Source organism: Tenacibaculum litopenaei, assembly GCF_964514025.1.
Taxonomy (GTDB): Bacteria; Bacteroidota; Bacteroidia; order Flavobacteriales; family Flavobacteriaceae; genus Polaribacter; species Polaribacter litopenaei.
The window spans coordinates 110,612-131,286 of the sequence record NZ_CAZEQT010000003.1; the positions used below are offsets into that span (position 1 = coordinate 110,612).

The 20,675-nt window shown below is 39.6% G+C and carries 22 protein-coding genes; 9 read left to right on the top strand and 13 right to left on the bottom strand.

Going from position 1 to position 20,675, the window contains the following annotated elements:
- Positions 1 to 71: 71 nt before the first annotated feature.
- Positions 72 to 1,685 (bottom strand): phosphoenolpyruvate carboxykinase (ATP), encoded by a 1,614-nt coding sequence (gene pckA / locus ACKTS5_RS05065; RefSeq protein WP_408042758.1) that lies wholly within the window; start codon positions 1,683 to 1,685, stop codon positions 72 to 74.
- An 81-nt stretch (positions 1,686 to 1,766) separates the two neighbouring features.
- On the bottom strand, positions 1,767 to 2,153 hold the full coding sequence (locus tag ACKTS5_RS05070; protein ID WP_408042759.1) for a DUF423 domain-containing protein: 387 nt from the start codon (positions 2,151 to 2,153) through the stop codon (positions 1,767 to 1,769).
- Between the two features lie 82 nt (positions 2,154 to 2,235).
- Between ACKTS5_RS05070 and ACKTS5_RS05075 the strand changes: the two genes are divergently transcribed.
- Complete coding sequence (locus tag ACKTS5_RS05075) at positions 2,236 to 3,606, top strand: saccharopine dehydrogenase family protein (RefSeq protein WP_408042760.1); 1,371 nt, start codon at positions 2,236 to 2,238, stop codon at positions 3,604 to 3,606.
- Between the two features lie 27 nt (positions 3,607 to 3,633).
- Here the strand turns inward: ACKTS5_RS05075 and ACKTS5_RS05080 are convergent, their stop codons facing one another.
- Positions 3,634 to 4,353, bottom strand: coding sequence for a tRNA1(Val) (adenine(37)-N6)-methyltransferase (locus tag ACKTS5_RS05080; RefSeq protein ID WP_408042761.1), 720 nt, complete (start codon positions 4,351 to 4,353; stop codon positions 3,634 to 3,636).
- The gene (locus ACKTS5_RS05085) at positions 4,354 to 4,485 is read right to left on the bottom strand and encodes a hypothetical protein (protein WP_408042762.1); all 132 of its coding nucleotides are present in this window, start codon (positions 4,483 to 4,485) and stop codon (positions 4,354 to 4,356) included. It lies immediately after the preceding gene.
- A 284-nt stretch (positions 4,486 to 4,769) separates the two neighbouring features.
- Between ACKTS5_RS05085 and ACKTS5_RS05090 the strand changes: the two genes are divergently transcribed.
- From ACKTS5_RS05090 to ACKTS5_RS05100, 3 genes are read left to right on the top strand one after another with little or no spacing between them, the layout of a single operon-like run.
- The gene (locus ACKTS5_RS05090; RefSeq protein WP_408042763.1) at positions 4,770 to 5,285 is read left to right on the top strand and encodes an RNA polymerase sigma factor; all 516 of its coding nucleotides are present in this window, start codon (positions 4,770 to 4,772) and stop codon (positions 5,283 to 5,285) included.
- A 2-nt stretch (positions 5,286 to 5,287) separates the two neighbouring features.
- A complete protein-coding gene (locus ACKTS5_RS05095) occupies positions 5,288 to 6,196 on the top strand; it encodes a FecR family protein (RefSeq protein ID WP_408042764.1) in 909 nt (302 codons plus the stop codon).
- Positions 6,197 to 6,199: 3 nt separating this feature from the next.
- Positions 6,200 to 8,761, top strand: a complete 2,562-nt coding sequence (locus ACKTS5_RS05100) for a TonB-dependent receptor (RefSeq protein WP_408042765.1) — start codon at positions 6,200 to 6,202, stop codon at positions 8,759 to 8,761.
- Here the strand turns inward: ACKTS5_RS05100 and mnmD are convergent.
- The 3 genes from mnmD to ACKTS5_RS05115 are packed head-to-tail and all read right to left on the bottom strand — an operon-like array spanning position 8,758 to position 10,350.
- The gene (mnmD, locus tag ACKTS5_RS05105; protein WP_408042766.1) at positions 8,758 to 9,423 is read right to left on the bottom strand and encodes a tRNA (5-methylaminomethyl-2-thiouridine)(34)-methyltransferase MnmD; all 666 of its coding nucleotides are present in this window, start codon (positions 9,421 to 9,423) and stop codon (positions 8,758 to 8,760) included. The two genes, ACKTS5_RS05100 and mnmD, sit on opposite strands and share 4 nt — an antisense overlap.
- Position 9,424: 1 nt before the next feature.
- Entirely contained in the window at positions 9,425 to 9,847 is a 423-nt protein-coding gene (locus ACKTS5_RS05110; protein ID WP_408042767.1) for a hypothetical protein, read from the bottom strand.
- Entirely contained in the window at positions 9,847 to 10,350 is a 504-nt protein-coding gene (locus ACKTS5_RS05115; RefSeq protein ID WP_408042768.1) for a DUF4920 domain-containing protein, read from the bottom strand. Before ACKTS5_RS05115 ends, ACKTS5_RS05110 begins: the two co-directional genes overlap by 1 nt.
- Before the next feature lie 120 nt (positions 10,351 to 10,470).
- On the opposite strand from ACKTS5_RS05115, the gene ACKTS5_RS05120 reads away from it, so the two are divergent.
- Positions 10,471 to 11,520 (top strand): branched-chain amino acid aminotransferase, encoded by a 1,050-nt coding sequence (locus ACKTS5_RS05120; protein ID WP_408042769.1) that lies wholly within the window; start codon positions 10,471 to 10,473, stop codon positions 11,518 to 11,520.
- A gap of 51 nt (positions 11,521 to 11,571) precedes the next feature.
- On the top strand, positions 11,572 to 12,399 hold the full coding sequence (locus tag ACKTS5_RS05125; protein WP_408042770.1) for a TlpA family protein disulfide reductase: 828 nt from the start codon (positions 11,572 to 11,574) through the stop codon (positions 12,397 to 12,399).
- Between the two features lie 10 nt (positions 12,400 to 12,409).
- On the opposite strand, the gene ACKTS5_RS05130 is transcribed toward ACKTS5_RS05125, so the two are convergent.
- From ACKTS5_RS05130 to ACKTS5_RS05140, 3 genes are read right to left on the bottom strand one after another with little or no spacing between them, the layout of a single operon-like run.
- Positions 12,410 to 12,796, bottom strand: coding sequence for a pyrophosphohydrolase domain-containing protein (locus tag ACKTS5_RS05130; protein ID WP_408042771.1), 387 nt, complete (start codon positions 12,794 to 12,796; stop codon positions 12,410 to 12,412).
- Positions 12,797 to 12,801: 5 nt separating this feature from the next.
- Entirely contained in the window at positions 12,802 to 13,494 is a 693-nt protein-coding gene (locus tag ACKTS5_RS05135; RefSeq protein ID WP_408042772.1) for an HAD family hydrolase, read from the bottom strand.
- The gene (locus tag ACKTS5_RS05140; RefSeq protein WP_408042773.1) at positions 13,494 to 14,219 is read right to left on the bottom strand and encodes an SDR family NAD(P)-dependent oxidoreductase; all 726 of its coding nucleotides are present in this window, start codon (positions 14,217 to 14,219) and stop codon (positions 13,494 to 13,496) included. The genes ACKTS5_RS05135 and ACKTS5_RS05140 overlap by 1 nt, the downstream gene beginning before the upstream one ends.
- A 39-nt stretch (positions 14,220 to 14,258) precedes the next feature.
- Between ACKTS5_RS05140 and ACKTS5_RS05145 the strand changes: the two genes are divergently transcribed.
- Positions 14,259 to 14,450: a hypothetical protein gene (locus ACKTS5_RS05145; protein ID WP_408042774.1), complete on the top strand. Its 192-nt coding sequence runs from the start codon at positions 14,259 to 14,261 to the stop codon at positions 14,448 to 14,450.
- Here the strand turns inward: ACKTS5_RS05145 and ACKTS5_RS05150 are convergent.
- The 3 genes from ACKTS5_RS05150 to ACKTS5_RS05160 all read right to left on the bottom strand — a co-directional run bounded on the left by ACKTS5_RS05150 (position 14,447) and on the right by ACKTS5_RS05160 (position 18,095).
- Positions 14,447 to 15,367: an ion channel gene (locus tag ACKTS5_RS05150; RefSeq protein ID WP_408042775.1), complete on the bottom strand. Its 921-nt coding sequence runs from the start codon at positions 15,365 to 15,367 to the stop codon at positions 14,447 to 14,449. The genes ACKTS5_RS05145 and ACKTS5_RS05150 overlap by 4 nt on opposite strands.
- 80 nt (positions 15,368 to 15,447) lie before the next feature.
- Positions 15,448 to 17,481, bottom strand: coding sequence for a dipeptidyl-peptidase 3 family protein (locus tag ACKTS5_RS05155; RefSeq protein WP_408042776.1), 2,034 nt, complete (start codon positions 17,479 to 17,481; stop codon positions 15,448 to 15,450).
- Positions 17,482 to 17,531: 50 nt separating this feature from the next.
- Positions 17,532 to 18,095: a DNA-3-methyladenine glycosylase I gene (locus ACKTS5_RS05160; protein ID WP_408042777.1), complete on the bottom strand. Its 564-nt coding sequence runs from the start codon at positions 18,093 to 18,095 to the stop codon at positions 17,532 to 17,534.
- A gap of 104 nt (positions 18,096 to 18,199) precedes the next feature.
- On the opposite strand from ACKTS5_RS05160, the gene ACKTS5_RS05165 reads away from it, so the two are divergent.
- The gene (locus ACKTS5_RS05165) at positions 18,200 to 18,610 is read left to right on the top strand and encodes a DUF6146 family protein (RefSeq protein WP_408042778.1); all 411 of its coding nucleotides are present in this window, start codon (positions 18,200 to 18,202) and stop codon (positions 18,608 to 18,610) included.
- A 48-nt stretch (positions 18,611 to 18,658) separates the two neighbouring features.
- Positions 18,659 to 20,404, top strand: a complete 1,746-nt coding sequence (gene sppA / locus ACKTS5_RS05170; protein WP_408042779.1) for a signal peptide peptidase SppA — start codon at positions 18,659 to 18,661, stop codon at positions 20,402 to 20,404.
- Positions 20,405 to 20,675 lie beyond the last annotated feature (271 nt).

The window sequence follows — 20,675 nt, forward strand, 5'->3', positions numbered from 1 at the left end:
TTTAGGTTATGGTAAAAAATTGGGGCATGAATATAAAAAAAGCATCCTAATTAGGATGCTTTTTAAAGAATTTATTTTTCGATCACAGGAGGTCCTCCTGCTAAGATTTCGTCATTTGCGTATTCTTCGAATTTTTTGAAGTTCGCTCTAAATGAATCTGCTAATTTGTGGGCAGTTTCGTAGTAACCTTCATCATTGTTCCAAGCTTGACGTTGACTCAACAATTCACTTGGTACTCCAGGACATTGTCTTGGTTGTGCCAAACCGAATACAGAGTGAATATGGTAATTTTCGTGGGTAATTTCAGTAGGTAAACCTCCTGATAACGCCGCGTTGATCATGGCACGAGTGTACTTTAACTTCATGCGATCACCAACACCGTAAGGTCCTGCGAACCATCCGGTATTTACTAACCAAACATTAACTCCTGTTTCTTTCATCTTTTCGCTTAACATCTCTGCATAGCGGGTTGGGTGTAATGGCATAAATGGAGCACCAAAACACGCAGAGAAGCTAGGAAGAGGTTCTGTAACTCCGGCTTCTGTACCTGCTACCTTAGCCGTATATCCTGAAATAAAGTGATATGCAGCTTGCCCAGGTGTTAATTTTGAGATTGGAGGCAGTACTCCAAATGCATCTGCTGTTAAGAAGAAAATATTCTTTGGGTTACTTCCAGTTGAAGGAACTCTAATGTTTTCAATATGGTGAATAGGGTAGCTGACACGTGTATTCTGTGTAATACTCGTATTTTCGAAATCTACTTTACCAGCTTCGTCCATTACGATGTTTTCTAAAATAGCACCGCGTTTGATCGCTCCGTAAATTTCTGGCTCCTTTTCTTGTGACAAATCAATTACCTTAGCGTAACAACCACCTTCAAAATTGAATACGTTGTTCTCAGCGGTCCAACCGTGCTCATCATCACCGATCAAACTTCTAGTAGGATCTGTAGACAAGGTTGTTTTTCCAGTTCCTGATAAACCGAAAAAGATCGCTGTGTCTCCTTCACTTCCTACGTTAGCAGAACAGTGCATTGGTAAGGTATTTTTGAATACTGGTAAAATAAAGTTCAACGCAGAGAAAATACCTTTTTTAATCTCTCCAGTATACCCAGTACCTCCAATTAAGGCTACTTTTCTACTGAAATTTAAAATGGCAAAATTGTGTTGACGAGTCCCATCTACAGCAGGGTCAGCCATAAATCCAGGAGCGTTGATAACAGTCCATTCTGGGCTGAAACCTTTTAATTCTTCCTCCGTTGGACGTAAGAACATGTTGTATGCGAACATGTTACTCCAAGGATATTCGTTAACTACTCGTATGTTTAATTTATAGTTTTCATCGGCACAAGCGTAGCTGTCTCTCACAAAAACTTCTTTTTCTGAAAGATAGGCAGTCACTTTGTCGTAAAGCTTATCGAATTTTTCTGAATCAAATGGGATGTTGATATCTCCCCACCAGATTTCATCTTTAGTTACATCGTCTTTAACAATAAAACGATCCATTGGAGAACGACCAGTGAATTCACCAGTATTTACTGCTAATGCTCCAAAGCTAGAGTTTTTTCCTTGTCCTTTTTCAACGGTAATGTCGTGTAACTCGTCTGAAGTCAACTGATAACGAACGGTAGCATTATTTACTCCTAAATATTCTATCGAAATCGTTTTCGCATCAAGATTTGTCATCTTAAATTATTTTAGTTGTGTTTTATTTTCGACAAAAATAGTTCTTTTTGTTAAAACAAGTAGAACCTACCTGATTTTTATTCAGGAATCCTTGTTGATAACTTTTTTGGAAAGGTAATAGGTTGTAAATAACCATCCTACGATTAATAGGCTCCCTCCCAAAGGTGTAATGAACCAAATTTGTTTTGCCGGAACCCCCGCTAATTGAATCAAATAAATCGATCCTGAAAAGAAAAGTATTCCTACTATTACTAAGATACTAATAATTTTCTTTTGTTGCGCGTTGAAAATCGAGTTTGCGTTGACAAATAGTAAAAATAAAGCGTGATACATTTGGTAGGTAACCGCAGTTTCAAAACTGTCCAAGGCTTCAGGACTGAGCGTTTTTTTTAAGGCATGCGCTCCAAAAGCCCCTAAAATTACCGCCGTAGCTCCTAGGATACTAGCTGTTGTTAAATTTTTATACATATTTAAAGTTTTTGTTTAAAATTAAACTTTTTTACCGATATTGCTATCCGAAAATTAACAACGACAAAAGTACAGCATAGCGATGAGAAATATATTGATAATTGGAGCCGGAAGGTCGAGTTCTTCTTTGATAAAGTATTTATTGGAAAAATCTAGAACAGCAGACTTACACATTTGTATTGGAGATGTATCAAAGGAAGCAGCAGCTCAAAAAATTCAAGGGTATGAAAATGCTTCGGCAATTGAATTGGACGTGTTTATTAAAGAAGCAAGAGAGGCGGCGATTCAGCAGGCCGATGTTGTGATTTCAATGTTGCCAGCGCGTTTTCATATTGAGGTGGCCAAAGATTGTGTCCGCTTTGGAAAGCACATGGTAACAGCTTCTTATATTTCTGATGAAATGAAGGCACTGGATGAAGCAGCGAAAGAGAAAGGATTGGTTTTTATGAATGAGATCGGGTTGGATCCGGGAATCGACCATATGAGTGCTATGCAAATCATCGACCGAATTAAAGAAGACGGTGGTAATATGTTATTATTCGAATCGTTTTGTGGAGGTTTAGTTGCACCTGAAAGCGATACCAATTTGTGGAATTACAAGTTTACTTGGAATCCGAGAAATGTGGTATTAGCAGGACAAGGAGGTGCCTCGATGTTCATACAAGAAGGAACTTACAAGTACATTCCCTATCACAAACTTTTCAGAAGAACTGAGTTTTTGACCATCAACGGTAGCGGTAAGTTTGAGGCTTATGCCAATAGAGATTCATTGAAATACCGCAGTATTTACGGATTGGAAGACATCAAAACCATGTACCGTGGAACCGTGCGTAAAGTAGGCTTTTCAAGAGCATGGAATGTATTTGTGCAATTAGGAATGACCGACGATACGTACACGATAGAAAACTCAGAACATTTGAGTTACCGCGATTTCACCAATTTGTTTTTAGCGTATTCGCCAAGTGATTCCGTAGAATTGAAGTTCAGATCGTATTTAAAAATAGACCAAGACGATCTTATGTGGGAAAAATTCTTAGAACTCGATTTGTTCAATGCCTCGAAAAAAGTAGGCTTAAAGAATGCGACTCCTGCTCAGATTTTGCAGAAAATATTGATGGATTCTTGGACGTTAGAGTCTGACGACAAGGATATGATTGTAATGCACCACATCTTTGGGTATGAAAAAGACGGGACCAAGCATCAAATAGAAAGCAGCATGGTTATCAAAGGAGATGATCAGACCTATACCGCCATGGCAAAAACAGTAGGATTACCTGTGGCTATGGCCGCTTTGGCAATTCTGGACGGGAAAATCAAAACTCCAGGGGTACAACTGCCAATTAGAAAGGAAGTGTACGAGCCTATATTAAAAGAGTTAGAAGAGTACGGAATACTCTTTCACGAAAAGGAAGTCCCGTATTTAGGGTATAATCCAGAAAGTGTAAAAGGATAAAAAAAAGCTGAGCATTTGCTCAGTTTTTTACATTTTTAAGTAAAAGTCTTTGGTTAAGGCGATGTAATCTTCTGTGTATTGATGACGCGCCTTTTCGATAACTAAGGTGGTTATTTCAGGACTAGCTTCTTCAAAGCTAAATGCGAGCATACTGCGTTTTACCTCGCTGTTGGCCGTACCTTGCACACGACAAATACGCTGCGGATACAGTCCGAGTGTTGCTGCTGTATCGACAAAGTTTGATTCTTCTTTAAACGGAATAATCGTGGTGAAAACACCCGTATCAGCTAAAATTTTGGCGACACCTGTTAACAGTTGCTCAAAGCTAAGCGAACTCGTGAAACGCGCTTTATTTCTGGCCTCGTCGTCGGTTTTATAGTCGTCTGTATAAAAAGGAGGGTTGGAAACGATCAATTCGTAAGTTTCTTCATCTTCACTCATCTCCACTGCGAAGTCTTCAAAAGGGGCGTGGTAACAAAACAGGCGATCTCCCCAATCTGAACGTTCAAAATTTTCAACAGCCTGTTCGTAGGCATTTTCATCTAATTCGACGGAGTCTATAGTATTGGCATTGCATCGCTGTGCTAACATGAGTGCAATGATACCGGTACCTGCTCCTATATCCAACACCGTATCTGGGTAGTGCGACACAGAACTCCAGGCTCCCAACAATACGCCATCGGTACCTATTTTCATAGCAGTTTGGTCTTGAAGTACACTAAACTGTTTAAATTTAAATTCACTCATCTACAATATTTTGGTGATAATCTTTTCGGCATTAAACCACAAATAAATAACGACAACTAGCAGTACTACTAGGTAAAGACCCTTTTTAGGATTGGCCTTTTTTCGACGTCCATATCTTCTTTTAAACTCCATAATTCTCCTCGTTTGAGATTCGAAAGTAACCATAAGTTTGAAAAAAAATAAAAAAAAATAAAAAAAGTGTAGGGTTATTTCTCTTTGACGCGTATTAAGTATGTAGAGTGCATATTTCAAAAGCAGGTGGGAATCACAATTTCATTGCTAACAGAGCGTCTAATCCCTTGGTTTGACTTAATTAATGCTTTTAATTTTTAGGTGTGCTGTGGTAAATGAAATTGTTGTCCTACCTTAGTAATGATGAACAGTAAACTGTCGAATAAATAGTACTTTCGTAACCTATGGTGAGTAAAAATCAGTCAGTATGTAATCCTTCAGTTTTTGAAGGTATTTATAAAGAACACGTCGGTTCCTTGAGGAACTACCTATACTATAAATGTGGTGATGCGGATTTAGCAGAAGATCTCGTACAGGATTCCTTTATGAAAATTTGGAGGGATTGTGCTAAAATTGTACCCAAAACGGTTAAGGCGTTGCTCTATAAAATGTCGTACAATGCATTGATGAGTGTTTTTTCTCATAAAAAGGTGGTACTTGCTCATGAAAAGTTAGCCAACCCAGCGAGTATTACTCATGAAGACCCCGAGTTTATTATGGAAGAAAAAGAGTTTTTAGTAAAATTACAACGAGCAATAACAGAATTGCCAGATAAAGATAGAGAGGTTTTTCTGATGAACAGAATAGATAAAAAGAAGTATAAAGAAATTGCCGAGATTTTGGAAATTTCAATCAAAACGGTAGAGAAACGCATGAGTAGTGCTTTGAGGGCACTCCGCATGAAAATCGAACATATATAACCATGGATAACCAGGCATTTGAAAGTTTATTAGCAAAGTGGTTGAATGAGACCATCACTCAGGAGGAACGCATTCAATTAGAAAAGCATAAAGATTTCGCGAGTTATGCGAAAATTGCAAAATACACAGCTGAATTTTATGTGCCGGGGAATTCAGAGGATGTTTTGTACGATAAGTTTCTAGCCAAGGCAAGCAAAGAGAAGAAGAATACAGTTAGGTCTATACGACCTCTAGTTTGGTTATCGGGGTTAGCGGCGAGTATCGTTGCACTCATAGGCTTATTTCAGTTGTTTTCTGGGGGGAATGTGCATTTTGAAACGAGTTATGGAGAGCAGCTTGACTTGTGGTTACCCGATAGTTCCAAAGTAGTATTGAATTCAAAATCAACCTTGACGTTTAAGGGAAATTCTTGGGATAAAACACGTCGTGTAAAACTGGTAGGAGAAGGCTTTTTTAAAGTAAAAAAAGGTAGTAGCTTTGCCGTTGAAACACCACAAGGTACAGTGCGCGTGTTAGGAACTGCTTTTACAGTAAATGCCTACGATGAAATGCTGGAAGTGGTTTGTTTTGAAGGAGTGGTGCAGGTAGAACGAAATGGAGAAATACATTTGTTGAAAAAAGGAGCTGCCTTGCGTCAAATAGGGAATGACGCATTTGAGAATTGGCAGATTCAGCAACAAAGTCCTAGTTGGAGACACGGAGAGAAGACGTTTAACAATATTCCTTTGAAGTTTGTTTTGCAGAGCTTGGAGTACAGTTTTAATAAAAAAATGAAAGCGTCGAATCTCGATTTAGAGAAGCGTTTTACTGGAAGTTACCACACTACTGATTTAACTTTAGCATTGACAACCATAGCAGATGCAATGAATTTAAAGTTTAAAATAACTAAGGGGGAAGTGTTGTTTTACTAGTGTATGAAGAAATTATTCTGGACGTGTATTTGCTTGTGTTACGTGGTTGTAGCACAAGGACAAGTGGTTGATATTTCGAAAAAACCATTAAAAGAATTACTACATAAAATAGAGTCACACCACGGTGTTAAGTTCTCTTTCGCAGAAAAACTTATTGAGAAAAAAGCCTGTCCGGCCTTTGATTGCCGCAAACCGGTTAGTGAGTTTGTCGATTTATTGGAGGGAGCTGTAGGACTGTACGTCAATAAAATTAATGATCGCTACTATACCATAGTCGACCGATCGAGAAAGCGAATTGAAGTCAATGGAGTTGTCAGAGACCACCTGTTTAACGCTCCTATGGAAGGAACAACAGTGCAATCACAGGAGCAACCCAACCGAGGCGTAGTTACGCATAAAGACGGTCGTTTTAATTTTTCGAGAATAAGCTTGTCAGACACCTTAATGGTGTCTTTTTCCGGTTATAAACCGTTGCGAATTGCAGCAGCAAAGTTTTACAAACAACCGACCGTTTCTATAGTGCTATTTGAGCAATCCAATTTGTTAGAGGAGGTGGTGGTAAAAAACTATTTGAGTACACAAAGCTTAAAAACTAGTGACGGGGCGATAGTGATGCGTCCCAATAGTCAGGGGGTATTACCCGCTTCTTTGGACGGTGATGTGTTGCAGAGCACACAGCAAATTCCAGGAGTTCAAAGTCCGGTAGAGTCGGCTTCGGGAATTCACGTTCGCGGTGGAACACCCGACCAAAACTTAATTTTATTCGACGGCATTAAATTGTATAATACAGCGCACTTTTTTGGTGCCATATCAGCATTTAATCCGGCAGTAATTGACCGAGTTATCGTGTATAAAAATGCATCAAATGTTGCCTATGGTAACCATATAGCAGGAGTTGTAGATATGAGCACTTCAAATGTTGTGCCCGCTGCCATTGGCGGAAGCGTCGGAATGAGTATGACTGCTGCCGATGCAACATTGCGAGTACCCATCGGAAAGAAAGTAGGACTCCAAATGGCATTCCGTCGATCATTAGCCGATTTTGTGGAAACGCCTACCATGAACAACATCGCAACTAAAGTATTTCAAAACACCAGTATCGCTAAGGGTAAAAAATTGGCAGAGGAACCTTATGTAACCTCAGAAGATGATTTTGATTTTATCGATGCAACGGTAAAATTGAATTACCAGCCCAATGAGCGAAATCACTTGAGTTTTCAGCAAATTTTTATTCAAAATAACCTTACCTATACCTTGGAGAATAGCAATTTAGCCGATGTGAAAAGCGATGAGCTCAACGTGAAGAACTTAGGTTTGGGAGCTCAGTGGAATTCCGATTGGGGCAATGGATGGTCACATCATTTAAATGCTTATTTATCTAGCTATTTATTAAAGTATGACGGGAATAAGCAGCGTGAAAACTTGGTGTACGATTTCACTAAAAAAGACAATACAGTTGAAGAGGTTAGTGCAGAGCTAATGTTTCGTAAAATATGGAATGATCACAATAGCTTTCGTTTTGGTTACCAGTATAGTTATGATGATATCTATTTTAGCTTGCGCAAGAAGAATTCCGTGGTTTTTGCACAGAACAATACAGAAAGTCGACAGTATGCTGCAGTGCACAGTGCCATCGGGGAGTATCGCTGGAAGTTTGGGAAGAAGACTTCTGTTCATGCTGGACTCCGAACGAGTTATATTCCGAGATTTGACAAATGGCTGATAGAACCGCGTTTGTATACTCAGGTGGCTTTGCATAAGAATTTCTGGTTACACGCTTCGGCTGAATTAAAACAACAGTACACGAGTAAAATTGTGGAGTTTTTTACCGCCGATTTTGGATTGGAAAATAAGTTGTGGGCATTGTCAGATATGAATCAGATACCCATCTTACAAAGTAGGCAATATACCCTAGGGGCTACTTTGAATTATCAAGGTTGGTACCTAGATGTCGGTACGTACTACAAGACAATTAGTGGGTTGACTTCATTAACCTCTGGCTTTAACAATTATAGTAGAGGAATATTTAACGGTTCGGCAGTGAGCAAAGGACTTGATGTGATGCTTAAAAAACAATGGAGTAAAAAGTTGAGTACACGGGCTACCTACGCTTTTGGGAATACTGCCTTAACTTTTGATGGTTTTAATAATAACGAGGTGTTTAACGGGAGTTTCAATATCTCAAATGCGTTGTACATCGCACAGCATTTCACGAGTGACCATTGGGATGTTGCTTTAGGGTGGAACTTTAGATCAGGGCTTCCTTTTAGTTCTCTGATAGAGTTAAATCCGAATAACGGAGTTGTACTAAACCAATACAACAATGCCAACCTACCTGATTATCACCGCTTGGATATATCGGCAACGTATAAGTTTCACCTATCAAAAAAGCACAAGATCTCATCGAAGGTAGGTCTGTCTTTTTTAAATGTCTATAACAGAAAAAATATTTTAAAACGCACTTTTGATGTCGCCTATGATAATTCTTATCAGGCTACTTTACAAACGCTTGATACCTATTCATTGTCCTTCACGCCGAATGTTATATGGCGCATTGAGTTTTAAATAGGTTTTCGAGCTCGTAGCATTTCTCTTTTCCCCGGAGGACCAGGTAGGCGTTCTACTTCAAAGCCGACAGCGAGCATGGCTCTTCTAACACTACCTTTTGCGGCATAGGTAACCAATATACCTCCTGAGCGAAGGGCTTTAAACATGGCAGCAAAAATTTCTTCTGTCCATAATTCCGGTTGTACTCGCGCGCCAAAAGCATCGAAATAAACGAGGTCGTAAGCCTCTGAATCGTCGATGTCACTAAAAAACTTTTCTTGTTTGGTCAGTAAAAATTGCGGTGTTATCTCCTGTTGACTTTCCCAAGGACTGCTGTGGATATTGCTAAATACAGCTCGGTGATTTTCGGCTTTTAATTCGGATAGATAGTTGAGTTTTTCAATTTCTTCTGTCGCTACTGGATAGGCTTCAACACCGGTGTATTTTATGTGTAACGAGCTATCGAGACTACTCAAATAGGTGATAAAACAGTTGAGTCCTGTACCAAATCCGATTTCGAGTATGGCTATTTCTGAAGAAGATAGTTCCTGTAATCCCTGTTTGATAAATACGTGATAGGCTTCTTGGATGGCACCGTGTTTGGAGTGGTACTGTTCGTTCCATTCCGGAAGGTGTATCGTGGTCGAACCGTCGTCGGTAATGATGATTTCTCGCTTCAAATTACTGTTTTATTAGGAGTTTTTTAATTCTCGGAATTGGACCTCTACACGTGGTTTGATGACAGGCTATACAACTTTGAATCGCTTTGTTGAATTGCGCTTTTCGATCGGTAGGTAGGGTGTCAAATACACGACGCATTTCTCGAATGTAGTTGGCGGCAAAGGCATTAAATGCTGCGGTTCTATCTGTAGGATCTGTAAGTGTTGCAGTGTGAATGCTCAAGTAGCGCTCCGGAAAATTGGTCAAAGGCTTATTGTCTTCTATCTTTTCCTTAATTCCGGCATTCATATGGTACATAGTATTCATCAGAGCAGCCATTTCTGACTGCTCGTACATAATGAATTCCTTTTCTTTTTGAGGGCTAGAAGCACGTTTGCACTGGATAGAGCAAAGTGCTGTCACGATGACAAATAGGTACCTCATTACTTTTTTAGTCGTACGCCATCGGCTAAGAAGGCGTAGGTGTATTTAGGTTCTGTGATAGCTGCAATTTCTTCTTCCGACTTTCCAGCATCTTTGGCGTAGTGTTGTAATTCAGCAACTGGGGTTACTGTTACAAAGGCCTTCCCGTGTACTATAACTTCGCTCTTTGCTGAATTTAAAGGCATGAAAAATCCGTAGTCCTTAAAGTTAACCATCGATTCTTTTTCTTCACCAAGGTCGAGTTTCATCCAACATCCTTTCTTTTGACAAACGTCATTAATGGTCGAAGTAAAGCTCACGGCAAGCGTGTCTCCACTTTGTAGGTTTTCAAATTTAGCACGCATGTTCTCTTTGGTTAACGGAGCGTTTGCAGTGAATTCCTCACCAAAACTAACATAGGCAGTTTCTGCCGGTTTTGGAGTGGTCGTCGCTTCCTTTTTTTCGCTTTTACAAGAAGCTAAAAAACTAGCCATTAGGATGCTAGCTAGGAATAGTTTTTTCATAATCAGTTGTTTAAGTAGTATGAATTAACAAAGATAGAGATATTTGTTTGATTCTTAAAGGAAGTCGCATTTGTAAACTAGGTTTTTGTAACTTTGTGAAAAGTAAAAACAACACACCATATGGATATTAATATCACCCCAGTAAAAACCTCTAAAATTAAAGATATCGATTTTAGTAATTTGGCATTCGGACATGTATTTACAGACCACATGTTGGTATGTAACTACAAGAATGGAGCTTGGGAAGCACCTGAGATTATGCCATATGGACCGCTTTCTTTTGAACCTTCGGCACGAGTATTTCATTATGGACAAGCAGTGTTTGAAGGGATGAAAGCCTATAAAGATGAAGCAGGTGATTTGTTTTTATTCCGTCCAGACGAGAGTGTAAAGCGATTGAATAAATCGAGCGAGCGTTTGGCGATTCCGGCTTTACCAGAGGAGATTTTTCACAAAGGTTTGGCTGAGTTGTTACACTTAGAAAACGAATGGATAAAGCCAGGGAAAGGAAATTCGCTGTACATCCGTCCGTTCGTAATTGCTACAGAAGGGGCTATTGCAGCATCTCCAGCTCAGGAGTACAAATTTATTATTATCTGTTCTCCCGCCCAGGCGTATTACGCAGGGGAAGTACGCGTGTTAATCGCAGAGAAATTTAGTAGATCTGCCGATGGAGGTGTGGGGTATGCTAAAGCTGCAGGGAATTACGCCGCGCAGTTTTATCCGACATCCTTAGCCCATAAAGAAGGGTATCAGCAAATTATTTGGACCGATGCGAATACTCATGAATACCTTGAAGAAGCCGGTACTATGAACATATTTTTCCGCATAGGAGATACGCTTATTACAGCACCTACCAATGATAGAATTCTGGACGGTATTACCCGAAAGTCTATTGTACAGTTAGCGCAGGATGAAGGAGTCAATATGGAAGTTCGAGATTTCAGTGTAAAGGAACTTAAAGAGGCAGCAAGGTCAGGAGCTCTTAAGGAAATTTTTGGATCGGGAACAGCTGCTGTTGTTAACCCTATTAAAGGATTTAAGCACGGTGATGAAGTGTTTGAATTGCCTGAAGTTACCGACAGTTTTGCAGCGCGTTTTAAAGACAAATTACTCAATATTCAATACAATATCGAAGCAGATCCTTACGGATGGCGTGTGAAAATTTAGCTTTTGAAATTAATTCATTAAATTTATAAGTAATTGTAAAGTTACTAGGAAATGAAAAATGTTGTATTTGCCGTGCTTGCCATCTTGGTAGGTTTCGGGATAAGTATTTGGGTCATTGCTCCTTATTTAAGCGATGCCCCAACTAAAGAAAACGTAGCAGCTTCTGAAGAGAAGAGTGATGATAAAGAGGGGTTGGTGAAGGATATTGCTGCTTGGAGAGAGTACAGCAAAACCCACGTAGATTTGATGAGCAGTTTTCGCCCGTTAGACGATGCAGGGGCTGAGATTTCGAAAAGCATGTTTTTGAATTTATTGAAGTCCGGAATTTATATGCCCGTGCACTTAACAACGGAAAAGGAACTAACCTTTCAGTTACAAAGACTTCCAAAGACAACCGCTCCTAAGGTAGTAAAGAAGATTAAAAGTGATGCTATCATTGCCAATCATTACCTTTCGATGGAAGGCAGAAAACTTCCCGAGTATACTTTTGTGGATTTACAAGGTAAAGGATTTAATAAAGAAGATACGCAAGGGAAACTACTGGTATTAAAATGCTGGTTTATTACTTGTAAAGTTTGTGTGGAGGAATTTCCGGAGCTCAACGAATTGGTAGACGCGTACCGCGGTCAAGATGTGGCATTTGTGAGTTTGGCTTTTGATGAAAAAGAAAAACTTCAGACTTTTTTGGCACGAAAAGAGTTTAAATACGCAACCATTCCGCTTCAAAAGAAATACATGTCCAAAAAACTGAAAGTAAAGCAGTATCCTACGCATCTCATTGTGGCCGAGGATGGAACCATATTAAAAATGGTTAACAACGTAAAAACCTTGCGAAAAGAGTTGGAGAGGATACTACCTTTACATAGCGCTGCCAATTGAGGCACTGCCTTTATTCCGATAAAATCTTATCGATATTTGGCTTAAAATAGTTAGGCCCTTTTAAAACCTTACCGTCTTCGCGGTAGATAGGCTTTCCATCTTCGCCGAGCTTGCTCATATTACTGCGTTGGATTTCGTTAAAAACGGCTTCAATTTTGTCGTGCATTCCATGCTCGATGATAGTTCCGCAGAGGATGTACAACATGTCTCCCAAGGCATCGGCAATTTCGGTGAGATCCTCGTTTTTTGCCGCTTCTAAATACTCCTCATTTTCTTCTTTCATAAGTTCGTAACGCAATTGGAGACGATCGGTTCCAATAGCAGCGGTGGGAGTAGGTTTAATTCCGAGTCCAAAGGCTTCGTGAAAGGCCTTTACGGCTTTTAGTTTGTTTTCCATTTGTATCAATGAGTTGTTTTGATTTCTAAAAGTTGTTCTAACTGCTCTAAATTAAAATCTTTCCAATCTGGAAGTATAATTTGCGCACCATGAGCGGTGAGATCGGCTTGATTTTTTAGGTTGACGCCTACGAAATGGATGTTTAAGTTACGCGCAGTTTTTAAATCCCATAGCCCATCTCCAAATGAGATGATTTCATCAAATTGAGCGATCTGGTAGTAATCTTTTGCTTTTTCAATGGCGTTGCGAACGATTTCTTCCCGTGTAAAATGTGCGTTGGAATGCGCCAAAACTTCTACAGGATAGCTGATATTACTCTGTGTAAGTTTGAGGTGTGCAAGGGCACCTACCGATCCTGTTGCAAAGCAAACGGCATAGGAGCTGTTTTGTTGGATAGCATTGATAAGGGCAGCGGCACCTTTGATTTCAGTAGTGTCAGGATAACTTAAAAAGTGCTCAGTCATCACCTCTTCAAATTCAGACATGAATTCCATTTGAAAGGGTTTTTGATGAGTTTTTTCATAATTAGCACTGAAGACATAGCTATCCGTAGCATTGGCATACGTGCGCCAATCGGTATTGATGTCGGTGATCCCAAAATGATTCATACCACAGATAAGCGAATTCGTATGTTTTACTTCACTATTGGTTAGGGTGTCGTCAATATCAAACACCATTAGTTTGTTTTTTACAGGCATTAGGTAGCGAGTTTAAGTAGTTTAGCAGGGACAATTTTTAAGACCCAAGCTATGAGAATCCATCTTTTCGAGATATAGGCAACCCGTCTCTTTTTGTTGATGGCCGTATAAATTTGTCGGCTGGCTTTGTCCAGTGGTGTCAGCCAAAAGATACCATCACCCAGCGCCATGGCGGTGTCAACAAAGCCGGGACGTATATCTGTAATTGTTATGTTTTTAGAGGTTTTTGTTTTGAGGTACAAGCTTTCTAGATAGGCTTTTTGGTAAGCTTTGGAAGCGAAGTAGCCCGGAGCAAATCGATTTCCTCGTATAGAGGCGATGGACGAGATTCCGACTAACTGGCCCTTCCCTTGTTTGCGAAAGAGGTTATAGGCCAATCCGTACAATTTTGTCACACCGAGCACGTTGGTGTCAATGGTGTTCTTTTCCTTATCCCAGTCAAGTTTTGAGTTCGTATAACCAACACCGGACGATTGTATAATTAAGTCAATGGTTTCTAATTCACTTGCCAATTTGTTAAAGCTGTCTTCTAAGGAAGCTATTTCTCGGATATCGTTTTGGGCAATAATTGTTTGGTCCGGATAGGCTTGCTGAAGTTCTAGTAAGCATTCTTTTCTACGACCTGTGATGGCTACCCTGTATCCGTCGGCGAGTAGTAGTTCTGCAAGTTTTTTTCCAATTCCGGAAGTAGCACCGAAAACTATTGCCGTTTTAGTTTGTTTCATACTAAAATCATTCTTTAACTTTGCTAAAAATACAATTTTATGTTTACTCCGGGTCGAATTATTTTTGCCAGTTTATTTGTCGTAGTTTTTGTAGCAGCCATGATAATCAGTTATAAGAAAGATGCTAAAAGCAATAAAAAGCACTATCAAAATGGAGCTGTATACGTGGCAATCGCAATTGTGGTAACTATTTTGTTTTTATTCCTATTCAAATACATCAATAAACACTAAGCCATAGGTTCTATATCACTTAGGGTATCGTGATCTAACAAGGTATACCCCTCTGGTGAAAAACTCGACGATGGGCGGTATTTGACATCCGTTACCAAATCGTCAAAACTATAGGAACTTGCTTGGTATACCGTTTGTCCGAACGATTCTTCGTGGTATTTCAGGAGGATATAGATTTCTGCATCTAAAGATTGTAGTGCCGCTGTGTTGTAAGTATACAGTGGACTTGTGGAGTCTATTTCGTGTACAATGGTCCAAACGGTTGGTAAGTACATGATTTTGTCGCGTTCGAGTTGTAGGCGATAATAGGTGCGTTGATACTGATCGTTCTCATCTTTGATATTTAGCGAAAGGGTTACCGAGATTTCTGGTTCTATCATTACAGTTTTACGACTATTCATAAGCCGAAACATCAGCGCTTTTCCTTCTTTAAAATCGCGTACGACAAGATTGTCGCTAAATCGAATTGCCGCTTTCGCTTTGGAGAAACGACCGTACAATAATCCCGTAATAAACGAAAAACACAGCAAGCCTATCATAGCCTCAAAGGCAGCGATGATGTTAGCTGTTATCCCTTGCGGTGCAATGCCTCCGTATCCTACAGTAGTAAGCGTCTGTGCACTAAAAAAGAATCCGTTCAGGAAGTCGTCGAGTAGGTTCCCTCGTGAAGGAGTGATTTCTTCTATACCTATCGAGGTGTATATGGCTCCAAAAAATAAATTGAGGATGACGTAGCCTAGTAATACGAAAAAGAAAAACTTATACCATGAAAGTTCGATAAAAAAGGTATACAAGTCATCGACATTGAATTTCTTGTTTAAATGGATGACATTAGAGCTACCGTCTTTGTTCATGACCCCTCTGATGTTTTTTTGTGATTTGTGACCAAAACCTGGGTCTTTTGCCTTTTTTATCATGATTCGCCTATTTGTTGGGATAAAAATAAAAAAAAACCGACTCTTTTAAGAATCGGTTTTTGTGGTCTATTTATAGTGGCTTACTTCGTTAAAAAACTGTAGTTTTTAGCGTAGTTATTCATTTGTTCTTCAAAACTTCCTGGGTAGCTCACTTGGATGTCAACCAATTCTCCAGCCTCGTTTCGTTGAGGAGTAAGTACTGGGTTTACAAATCCTCCATAAGCTGGCGATTTAAATTTACTGCTTCTATCCAATACTTCCTTGTGAAGTTTTTGGTCAACCTTTACACCATAGCCTTCAACGAGTGCCTTAGCAGCTTCAAAATCACCTTCTGATTTGATGCGCTGTGTTTCTTTGAGTAGGCGACCGAAAATTTCGCGTAATTTGGTATAGTCATTTACAACAAAATAAGTTTTCCCTTCTTTGGTTACTTTTTCAATAACCTTGTCGGCTTTACCTTGTTCATAGGCCCAAGCAGATACCCACTGACGGTTTACCATGTGGTCTTCTTCGATGTCGTCTCCTAAGTTAATTCGGATAAGTTGGGTTACCAATCCGTTTCGGATGTATCCGTCGTACGCCGCTTTACCAACTTTTTCCCAATTATCCACTAATCCTAATTCTTGGAGTTTTGGGTCTAGTAAAAAGTACAAACCAACTAAATCTGCTCTTCCTTCTTCCATAGTAGAGGCGTAGTTCTTTAGTGTTTCTTTTGGCTGTCCTACTCCAGGGTTAATTTTTCCTGAGGCGTGTCCGATTACTTCGTGTAATGCGGTGTGTAACTTATCGGCGAGTTTACCATAGGCAAGTTCGAGGTCAATTTCTTCTTGGTCATGGGCAAATTCTTGGAGTTTTCCACTTCCTCCTGCATTGTTGTACGAATGAATGATGTTTCCTAAAGAAACCGATTTTGACCCGTGAACTTGACGAATCCAGTTGTTGTTCGGTAAATTAACCCCAATCGGTGTACTTGGTGAAGCGTCTCCGGCTTCTCCAGCAACATTGACGGTTTTATAACTCACTCCAACTACATTTTCTTTTTTATGTGCTGGGTCTAACGGTGAATTGTCTTCAAACCACTGAGCATTGTCTGACAATACCTTCATCTTTTTCGACATGTCAAAGTCTTTTATCTGAACGATGGTTTCGTAAGAACCGCGATAGCCTTTAGGATCGTTGTATACTTCGATAAATCCGTTAATCCAGTCAATATTTCCTTCTGTAGAGGCTACCCAAGCAATGGCGTATTGATCCCAAACATCGAGGCTTCCTGTTTTGTAGTATTCAATAAGCAATTCGAGTGCTTTTGCTTGTTTGTCATTTTCGGCAACACCGTGGGCTTTTTCAAGCCAAAAAATAATCTTGTCGATAGCACTACCGTACAATCCACCTGATTTCCATACTTTTTCTACGAGCTTGCCATTTTCTCGCACGAGTGTCGAGTTTAAACCAGCTTCTATAGGCTGTTTTGAGTCCTTTCCTTTGTAGGCTGTGGCGTAGAATTCATCGACGTCTTTGTTGGTGATGTCAGGACCGTAGAAGTTAATAGCAGAGGCCAAAACATTGTCAACTCCTGCCTTCTTATTTACTTTCTTGGTGTCTTTGTCATTAAAGATAACCTCGAATGCTTCTTCGTTAAGTGTCGTGTTTGTTTCCGTTAACAATTGACGTAAGTACTCTCTAGAAAACTCAGGAGTTAACTTGTCATTTGAATAATGGTGGTGAATACCGTTAGAGAACCACACGCGTTTTAGGTAGGTGGTAAACGCTTTAAAGTCTTCTGAATTGCGGTTTCCTTTAAAATCGTTATTGATTTTTTCTAAGGCTTGACGGATGGCCAAATTGTGACGGTAATTTTGATCCCACATAATATCGCGCCCAGCAAGTCCTGCCTGTGTGAGGTAATATACAAGTTGCTTTTCTTTCAGTGTCAAAGCATCAAAACCAGGTATCTGATAGCGCAATACTTGAACGTCAGCAAACTTTTCTACAAAATATTCAAATTTTTTAGCCGGTTTCTCCGGTGCTTGTTTGGCTGTTTTTTGGGTGTCTACATTACATGAAGACAATACTCCAACCGCTGCAGCAGCGCATAGTAGCCTCGTTAATTTCATAGTTAGATTTGTTTAAATTGGGTTTATCTAATTCCGTAAAATTACAAAAATTATACTTCGTGGTAGCGAAAACAATCAGTTGTGTGGTCATTGACCATACCGGTAGCCTGCATATGCGCATAGACCACCGTTGATCCGACAAATTTAAAGCCTCTTTTTTTGAGGTCTTTAGAGAGTGCGTCGGAGATTTCGGTGGTGGCCGGAACATCTTTAGTAGTTGCAAAGGAGTTTTTAATCGGACTTCCTTGAACAAAATCCCACATGTATTTTGAAAAAGACCCGAATTCGCGTTGGATGTCCATGAATGCTTTGGCATTGCTAACAGTGGCTTTTATTTTGAGTTTGTTACGTATGATACCAGGATTTTCAATGAGTTCTTGAAACTTTTCGTCGTCGTACTTTGCTATTTTTTGATAGTCAAAGTTATCGAAAGCGGCTCTGAAGTTTTCTCTTTTTTTAAGTACGGTAATCCAGCTGAGGCCGGCTTGAAAAGTTTCGAGTATCAAGAATTCGAAGAGTTTGTCATCGTCGTATACTGGAACTCCCCATTCTGTGTCGTGATAAGTAATATACAATGGGTCATCACTGACCCATGCACAGCGATTTTTGGTCATGGTTTTCTTGGCTTTTAGAGTTTAAAAATACTGTTAAATGCCTGAAAAAACATGGGGAACTCGATTATTTTTCGGAAATTAGGCTAAAGGTTAAAGTTGAGTGTATGAGTTATTTAGTTAGAAGTGTTTTAGGGGTGTGTTTGGGAGTTGGACTACTATGGGCCTGTGAAACTCCACGCAAAGCCATGACGAGTGCTAAAGAAGAACAACCCGTGGTGATTGCCAATGACAGTTTGGAATACGAAATTATTATTATAGATGTCGGATTTACAGGGTATTTGAATAGTATTGCCAAACCAGAAGGGTATCATTCACAAACCTATTTAGAAATAAAAAACAGGCAGTATGTTGCCGTGTGGAATGCACGAGTGGATAATGCTAGTATCTACGACCCCAATATTTATGAAAACAGGATTGATTACGATCCCCATGTCGATTACGGTTATGACGTGAATTACAAACTCTTTAATTATTTCGAATTTGCACAGTTGAAGTATCGCATGAGTTTGCGTTAAGTAACTGGCAAAAAAATTATATTTGCAGCTCTAAAATAATCGGTCGATATGAAGTTTTTAAGAAATTTAGTAGCCTCAATACTGGGGTTTTTTATAGCGCTTTTTTTATTGTTTATGTTTTTTGTATTCATCGGGGCACTGGTAGGCTCGGACGATGAAGTTCGCGTAAAACCCAAAACCGTACTTAGCTTGGATTTGAGCATGCCTGTAAAAGATTACGCTCCAAAAGATAACAGCCCGTTGGCAACTGTGTTAGAGTTAACCGAATCCAATGTTGGTTTAAACGCGTTGTTAAATGCTATAGAGAATGCAAAAACGGATGCCAATATTGAAGGAATCAGCATTCAGAGTACTTTTGTGAATGCCGGATTTGCGCAAACGCAGGCCATTAGAAAGAAATTAAAGGAATTTAAAGAGAGTGGAAAGTTTGTAGTTGCGTATAATGATTTCTACAGTCAAAAAAGTTATTATTTGAGTTCTGTAGCCGATAGTGTGTTTTTGAATCCAGTAGGAGCCATCGATTTTAAAGGACTTTCAACGGAAATTTTGTATTACAAAGATTTTGAAGATGCCTATGGTGTTCAAATGGAAGTAATCCGTCACGGAAAGTACAAAAGTGCCGTGGAACCATTTTTGAGTAATGAAATGAGTGAGGCTAATAGAGAACAAACGACCTCATTTTTGAAGTCTATTTGGGGAGAAGTCGTTTCGGATATTTCGACGAGTAGAAAAATTAGTGAGTCAAAATTGAATACCATTGCAAACGATGCTTTAGGGAGAAATGCAACCCTAGCTAATGAACACCAATTGATTGATGGAATCATCTACGAAGATGAGTATAAAAAGCGATTAAAATCAAGGGTGGATGGTGACTATGAGTCATTGAGTATTATTGATTATATGAGTACTGGAAAAGGACGTATTGCTACTTTTAGCCCTGATAAGGTTGCTGTGATTTTTGCACAGGGGTCTATAATTTACGGTGAAGGGAACGAACAAATGATCGGACAAGGGCTCATCAATAAGGCATTGAAAAAAGCCAGAGAAAATAAGAAGGTTAAGGCAGTGGTACTGCGTGTAAACTCTCCAGGAGGAAGTGCTCTCGCGTCGGAATTGATTTGGAGAGAAATCGAGTTGACCAAAAAGGAAAAGCCTGTAGTAGTATCTATGGGGAACTACGCCGCTTCTGGTGGCTATTACATAGCGTGTAACGCATCAAAAATCATTGCAGAACCCACTACGATAACCGGATCTATCGGTGTGTTTGGGATGCTGCCAAACATGCATAAACTGGCCGGTAAGTTAGGAATTAACGCCGAGCAGGTGAGTACCAATACTAGTCCTAGTTACAGCGTTTTTGAACCTATGGATGAAAAGTTTTACAAAGTAACACAGGAAGGAGTTGAACAAATTTATGAGACCTTTGTAACTCGAGTAGCCAATGGTAGAAATATGACCTATAAAGAAGTCGACGCAATTGCACAAGGTCGTGTATGGTCGGGGAAAGAAGCAGTAGCAGTAGGTTTAGTTGATCGTTTAGGTGGTTTAAGTGATGCGATACAAACAGCCGCGGAGTTGGCAAATATTGACACGTATAGCATTCGCAACTATCCGTCGTACGACAGAGACCTGAAATCGAAATTGAAGCTTTCTCCTTTTGCTAAAGCTTCCCAAGAAGAGGCAGTCAAGGAGTTGATAGGTGAGGAGGGGATGGTATTGTACCAGACGTTGAAAGAAATGAAAGCACTCAAAGGAATTCAAGCGCGAATGCCTTTTGTAATCGATATAAAATAATAGAGCTACGACCTAAATAGCATTAAACACCTTCCAATTTTGGAAGGTGTTTTGGGTTTAAGTGTTAAAATTTGTAAGGAAGTGTTGTTGAATCGACTAACATTCAGTTGGTTATTGTTGTTTGCCGTTTTTGTGTTCTCTGAATAGGTGCAAAAGCAATGGGTAACTACTTAGTTGAACCAGAACTGCAAAGCTAGATTGAACAGGCTGTGTTTTATTTTGCAGTAGGGAACTACACAGTGTAGACTGTGGTATTCAATTTCTTGAGATT

Coding starts and splice junctions, on each gene's coding strand:
- ACKTS5_RS05150 (WP_408042775.1), bottom strand. CDS start 15,367: ATGATAAAAAAGGCAAAAGACCCAGGTTTTGGTCACAAATCACAAAAA.
- ACKTS5_RS05095 (WP_408042764.1), top strand. CDS start 5,288: ATGGATAACCAGGCATTTGAAAGTTTATTAGCAAAGTGGTTGAATGAG.
- ACKTS5_RS05155 (WP_408042776.1), bottom strand. CDS start 17,481: ATGAAATTAACGAGGCTACTATGCGCTGCTGCAGCGGTTGGAGTATTG.
- ACKTS5_RS05085 (WP_408042762.1), bottom strand. CDS start 4,485: ATGGAGTTTAAAAGAAGATATGGACGTCGAAAAAAGGCCAATCCTAAA.
- sppA (WP_408042779.1), top strand. CDS start 18,659: ATGAAGTTTTTAAGAAATTTAGTAGCCTCAATACTGGGGTTTTTTATA.
- ACKTS5_RS05140 (WP_408042773.1), bottom strand. CDS start 14,219: ATGAAACAAACTAAAACGGCAATAGTTTTCGGTGCTACTTCCGGAATT.
- ACKTS5_RS05080 (WP_408042761.1), bottom strand. CDS start 4,353: ATGAGTGAATTTAAATTTAAACAGTTTAGTGTACTTCAAGACCAAACT.
- ACKTS5_RS05125 (WP_408042770.1), top strand. CDS start 11,572: ATGAAAAATGTTGTATTTGCCGTGCTTGCCATCTTGGTAGGTTTCGGG.
- ACKTS5_RS05160 (WP_408042777.1), bottom strand. CDS start 18,095: ATGACCAAAAATCGCTGTGCATGGGTCAGTGATGACCCATTGTATATT.
- ACKTS5_RS05130 (WP_408042771.1), bottom strand. CDS start 12,796: ATGGAAAACAAACTAAAAGCCGTAAAGGCCTTTCACGAAGCCTTTGGA.
- ACKTS5_RS05070 (WP_408042759.1), bottom strand. CDS start 2,153: ATGTATAAAAATTTAACAACAGCTAGTATCCTAGGAGCTACGGCGGTA.
- ACKTS5_RS05165 (WP_408042778.1), top strand. CDS start 18,200: ATGAGTTATTTAGTTAGAAGTGTTTTAGGGGTGTGTTTGGGAGTTGGA.
- ACKTS5_RS05110 (WP_408042767.1), bottom strand. CDS start 9,847: ATGAGGTACCTATTTGTCATCGTGACAGCACTTTGCTCTATCCAGTGC.
- ACKTS5_RS05115 (WP_408042768.1), bottom strand. CDS start 10,350: ATGAAAAAACTATTCCTAGCTAGCATCCTAATGGCTAGTTTTTTAGCT.
- ACKTS5_RS05135 (WP_408042772.1), bottom strand. CDS start 13,494: ATGCCTGTAAAAAACAAACTAATGGTGTTTGATATTGACGACACCCTA.
- ACKTS5_RS05075 (WP_408042760.1), top strand. CDS start 2,236: ATGAGAAATATATTGATAATTGGAGCCGGAAGGTCGAGTTCTTCTTTG.
- ACKTS5_RS05145 (WP_408042774.1), top strand. CDS start 14,259: ATGTTTACTCCGGGTCGAATTATTTTTGCCAGTTTATTTGTCGTAGTT.
- ACKTS5_RS05090 (WP_408042763.1), top strand. CDS start 4,770: ATGGTGAGTAAAAATCAGTCAGTATGTAATCCTTCAGTTTTTGAAGGT.
- ACKTS5_RS05120 (WP_408042769.1), top strand. CDS start 10,471: ATGGATATTAATATCACCCCAGTAAAAACCTCTAAAATTAAAGATATC.
- ACKTS5_RS05100 (WP_408042765.1), top strand. CDS start 6,200: ATGAAGAAATTATTCTGGACGTGTATTTGCTTGTGTTACGTGGTTGTA.
- pckA (WP_408042758.1), bottom strand. CDS start 1,685: ATGACAAATCTTGATGCGAAAACGATTTCGATAGAATATTTAGGAGTA.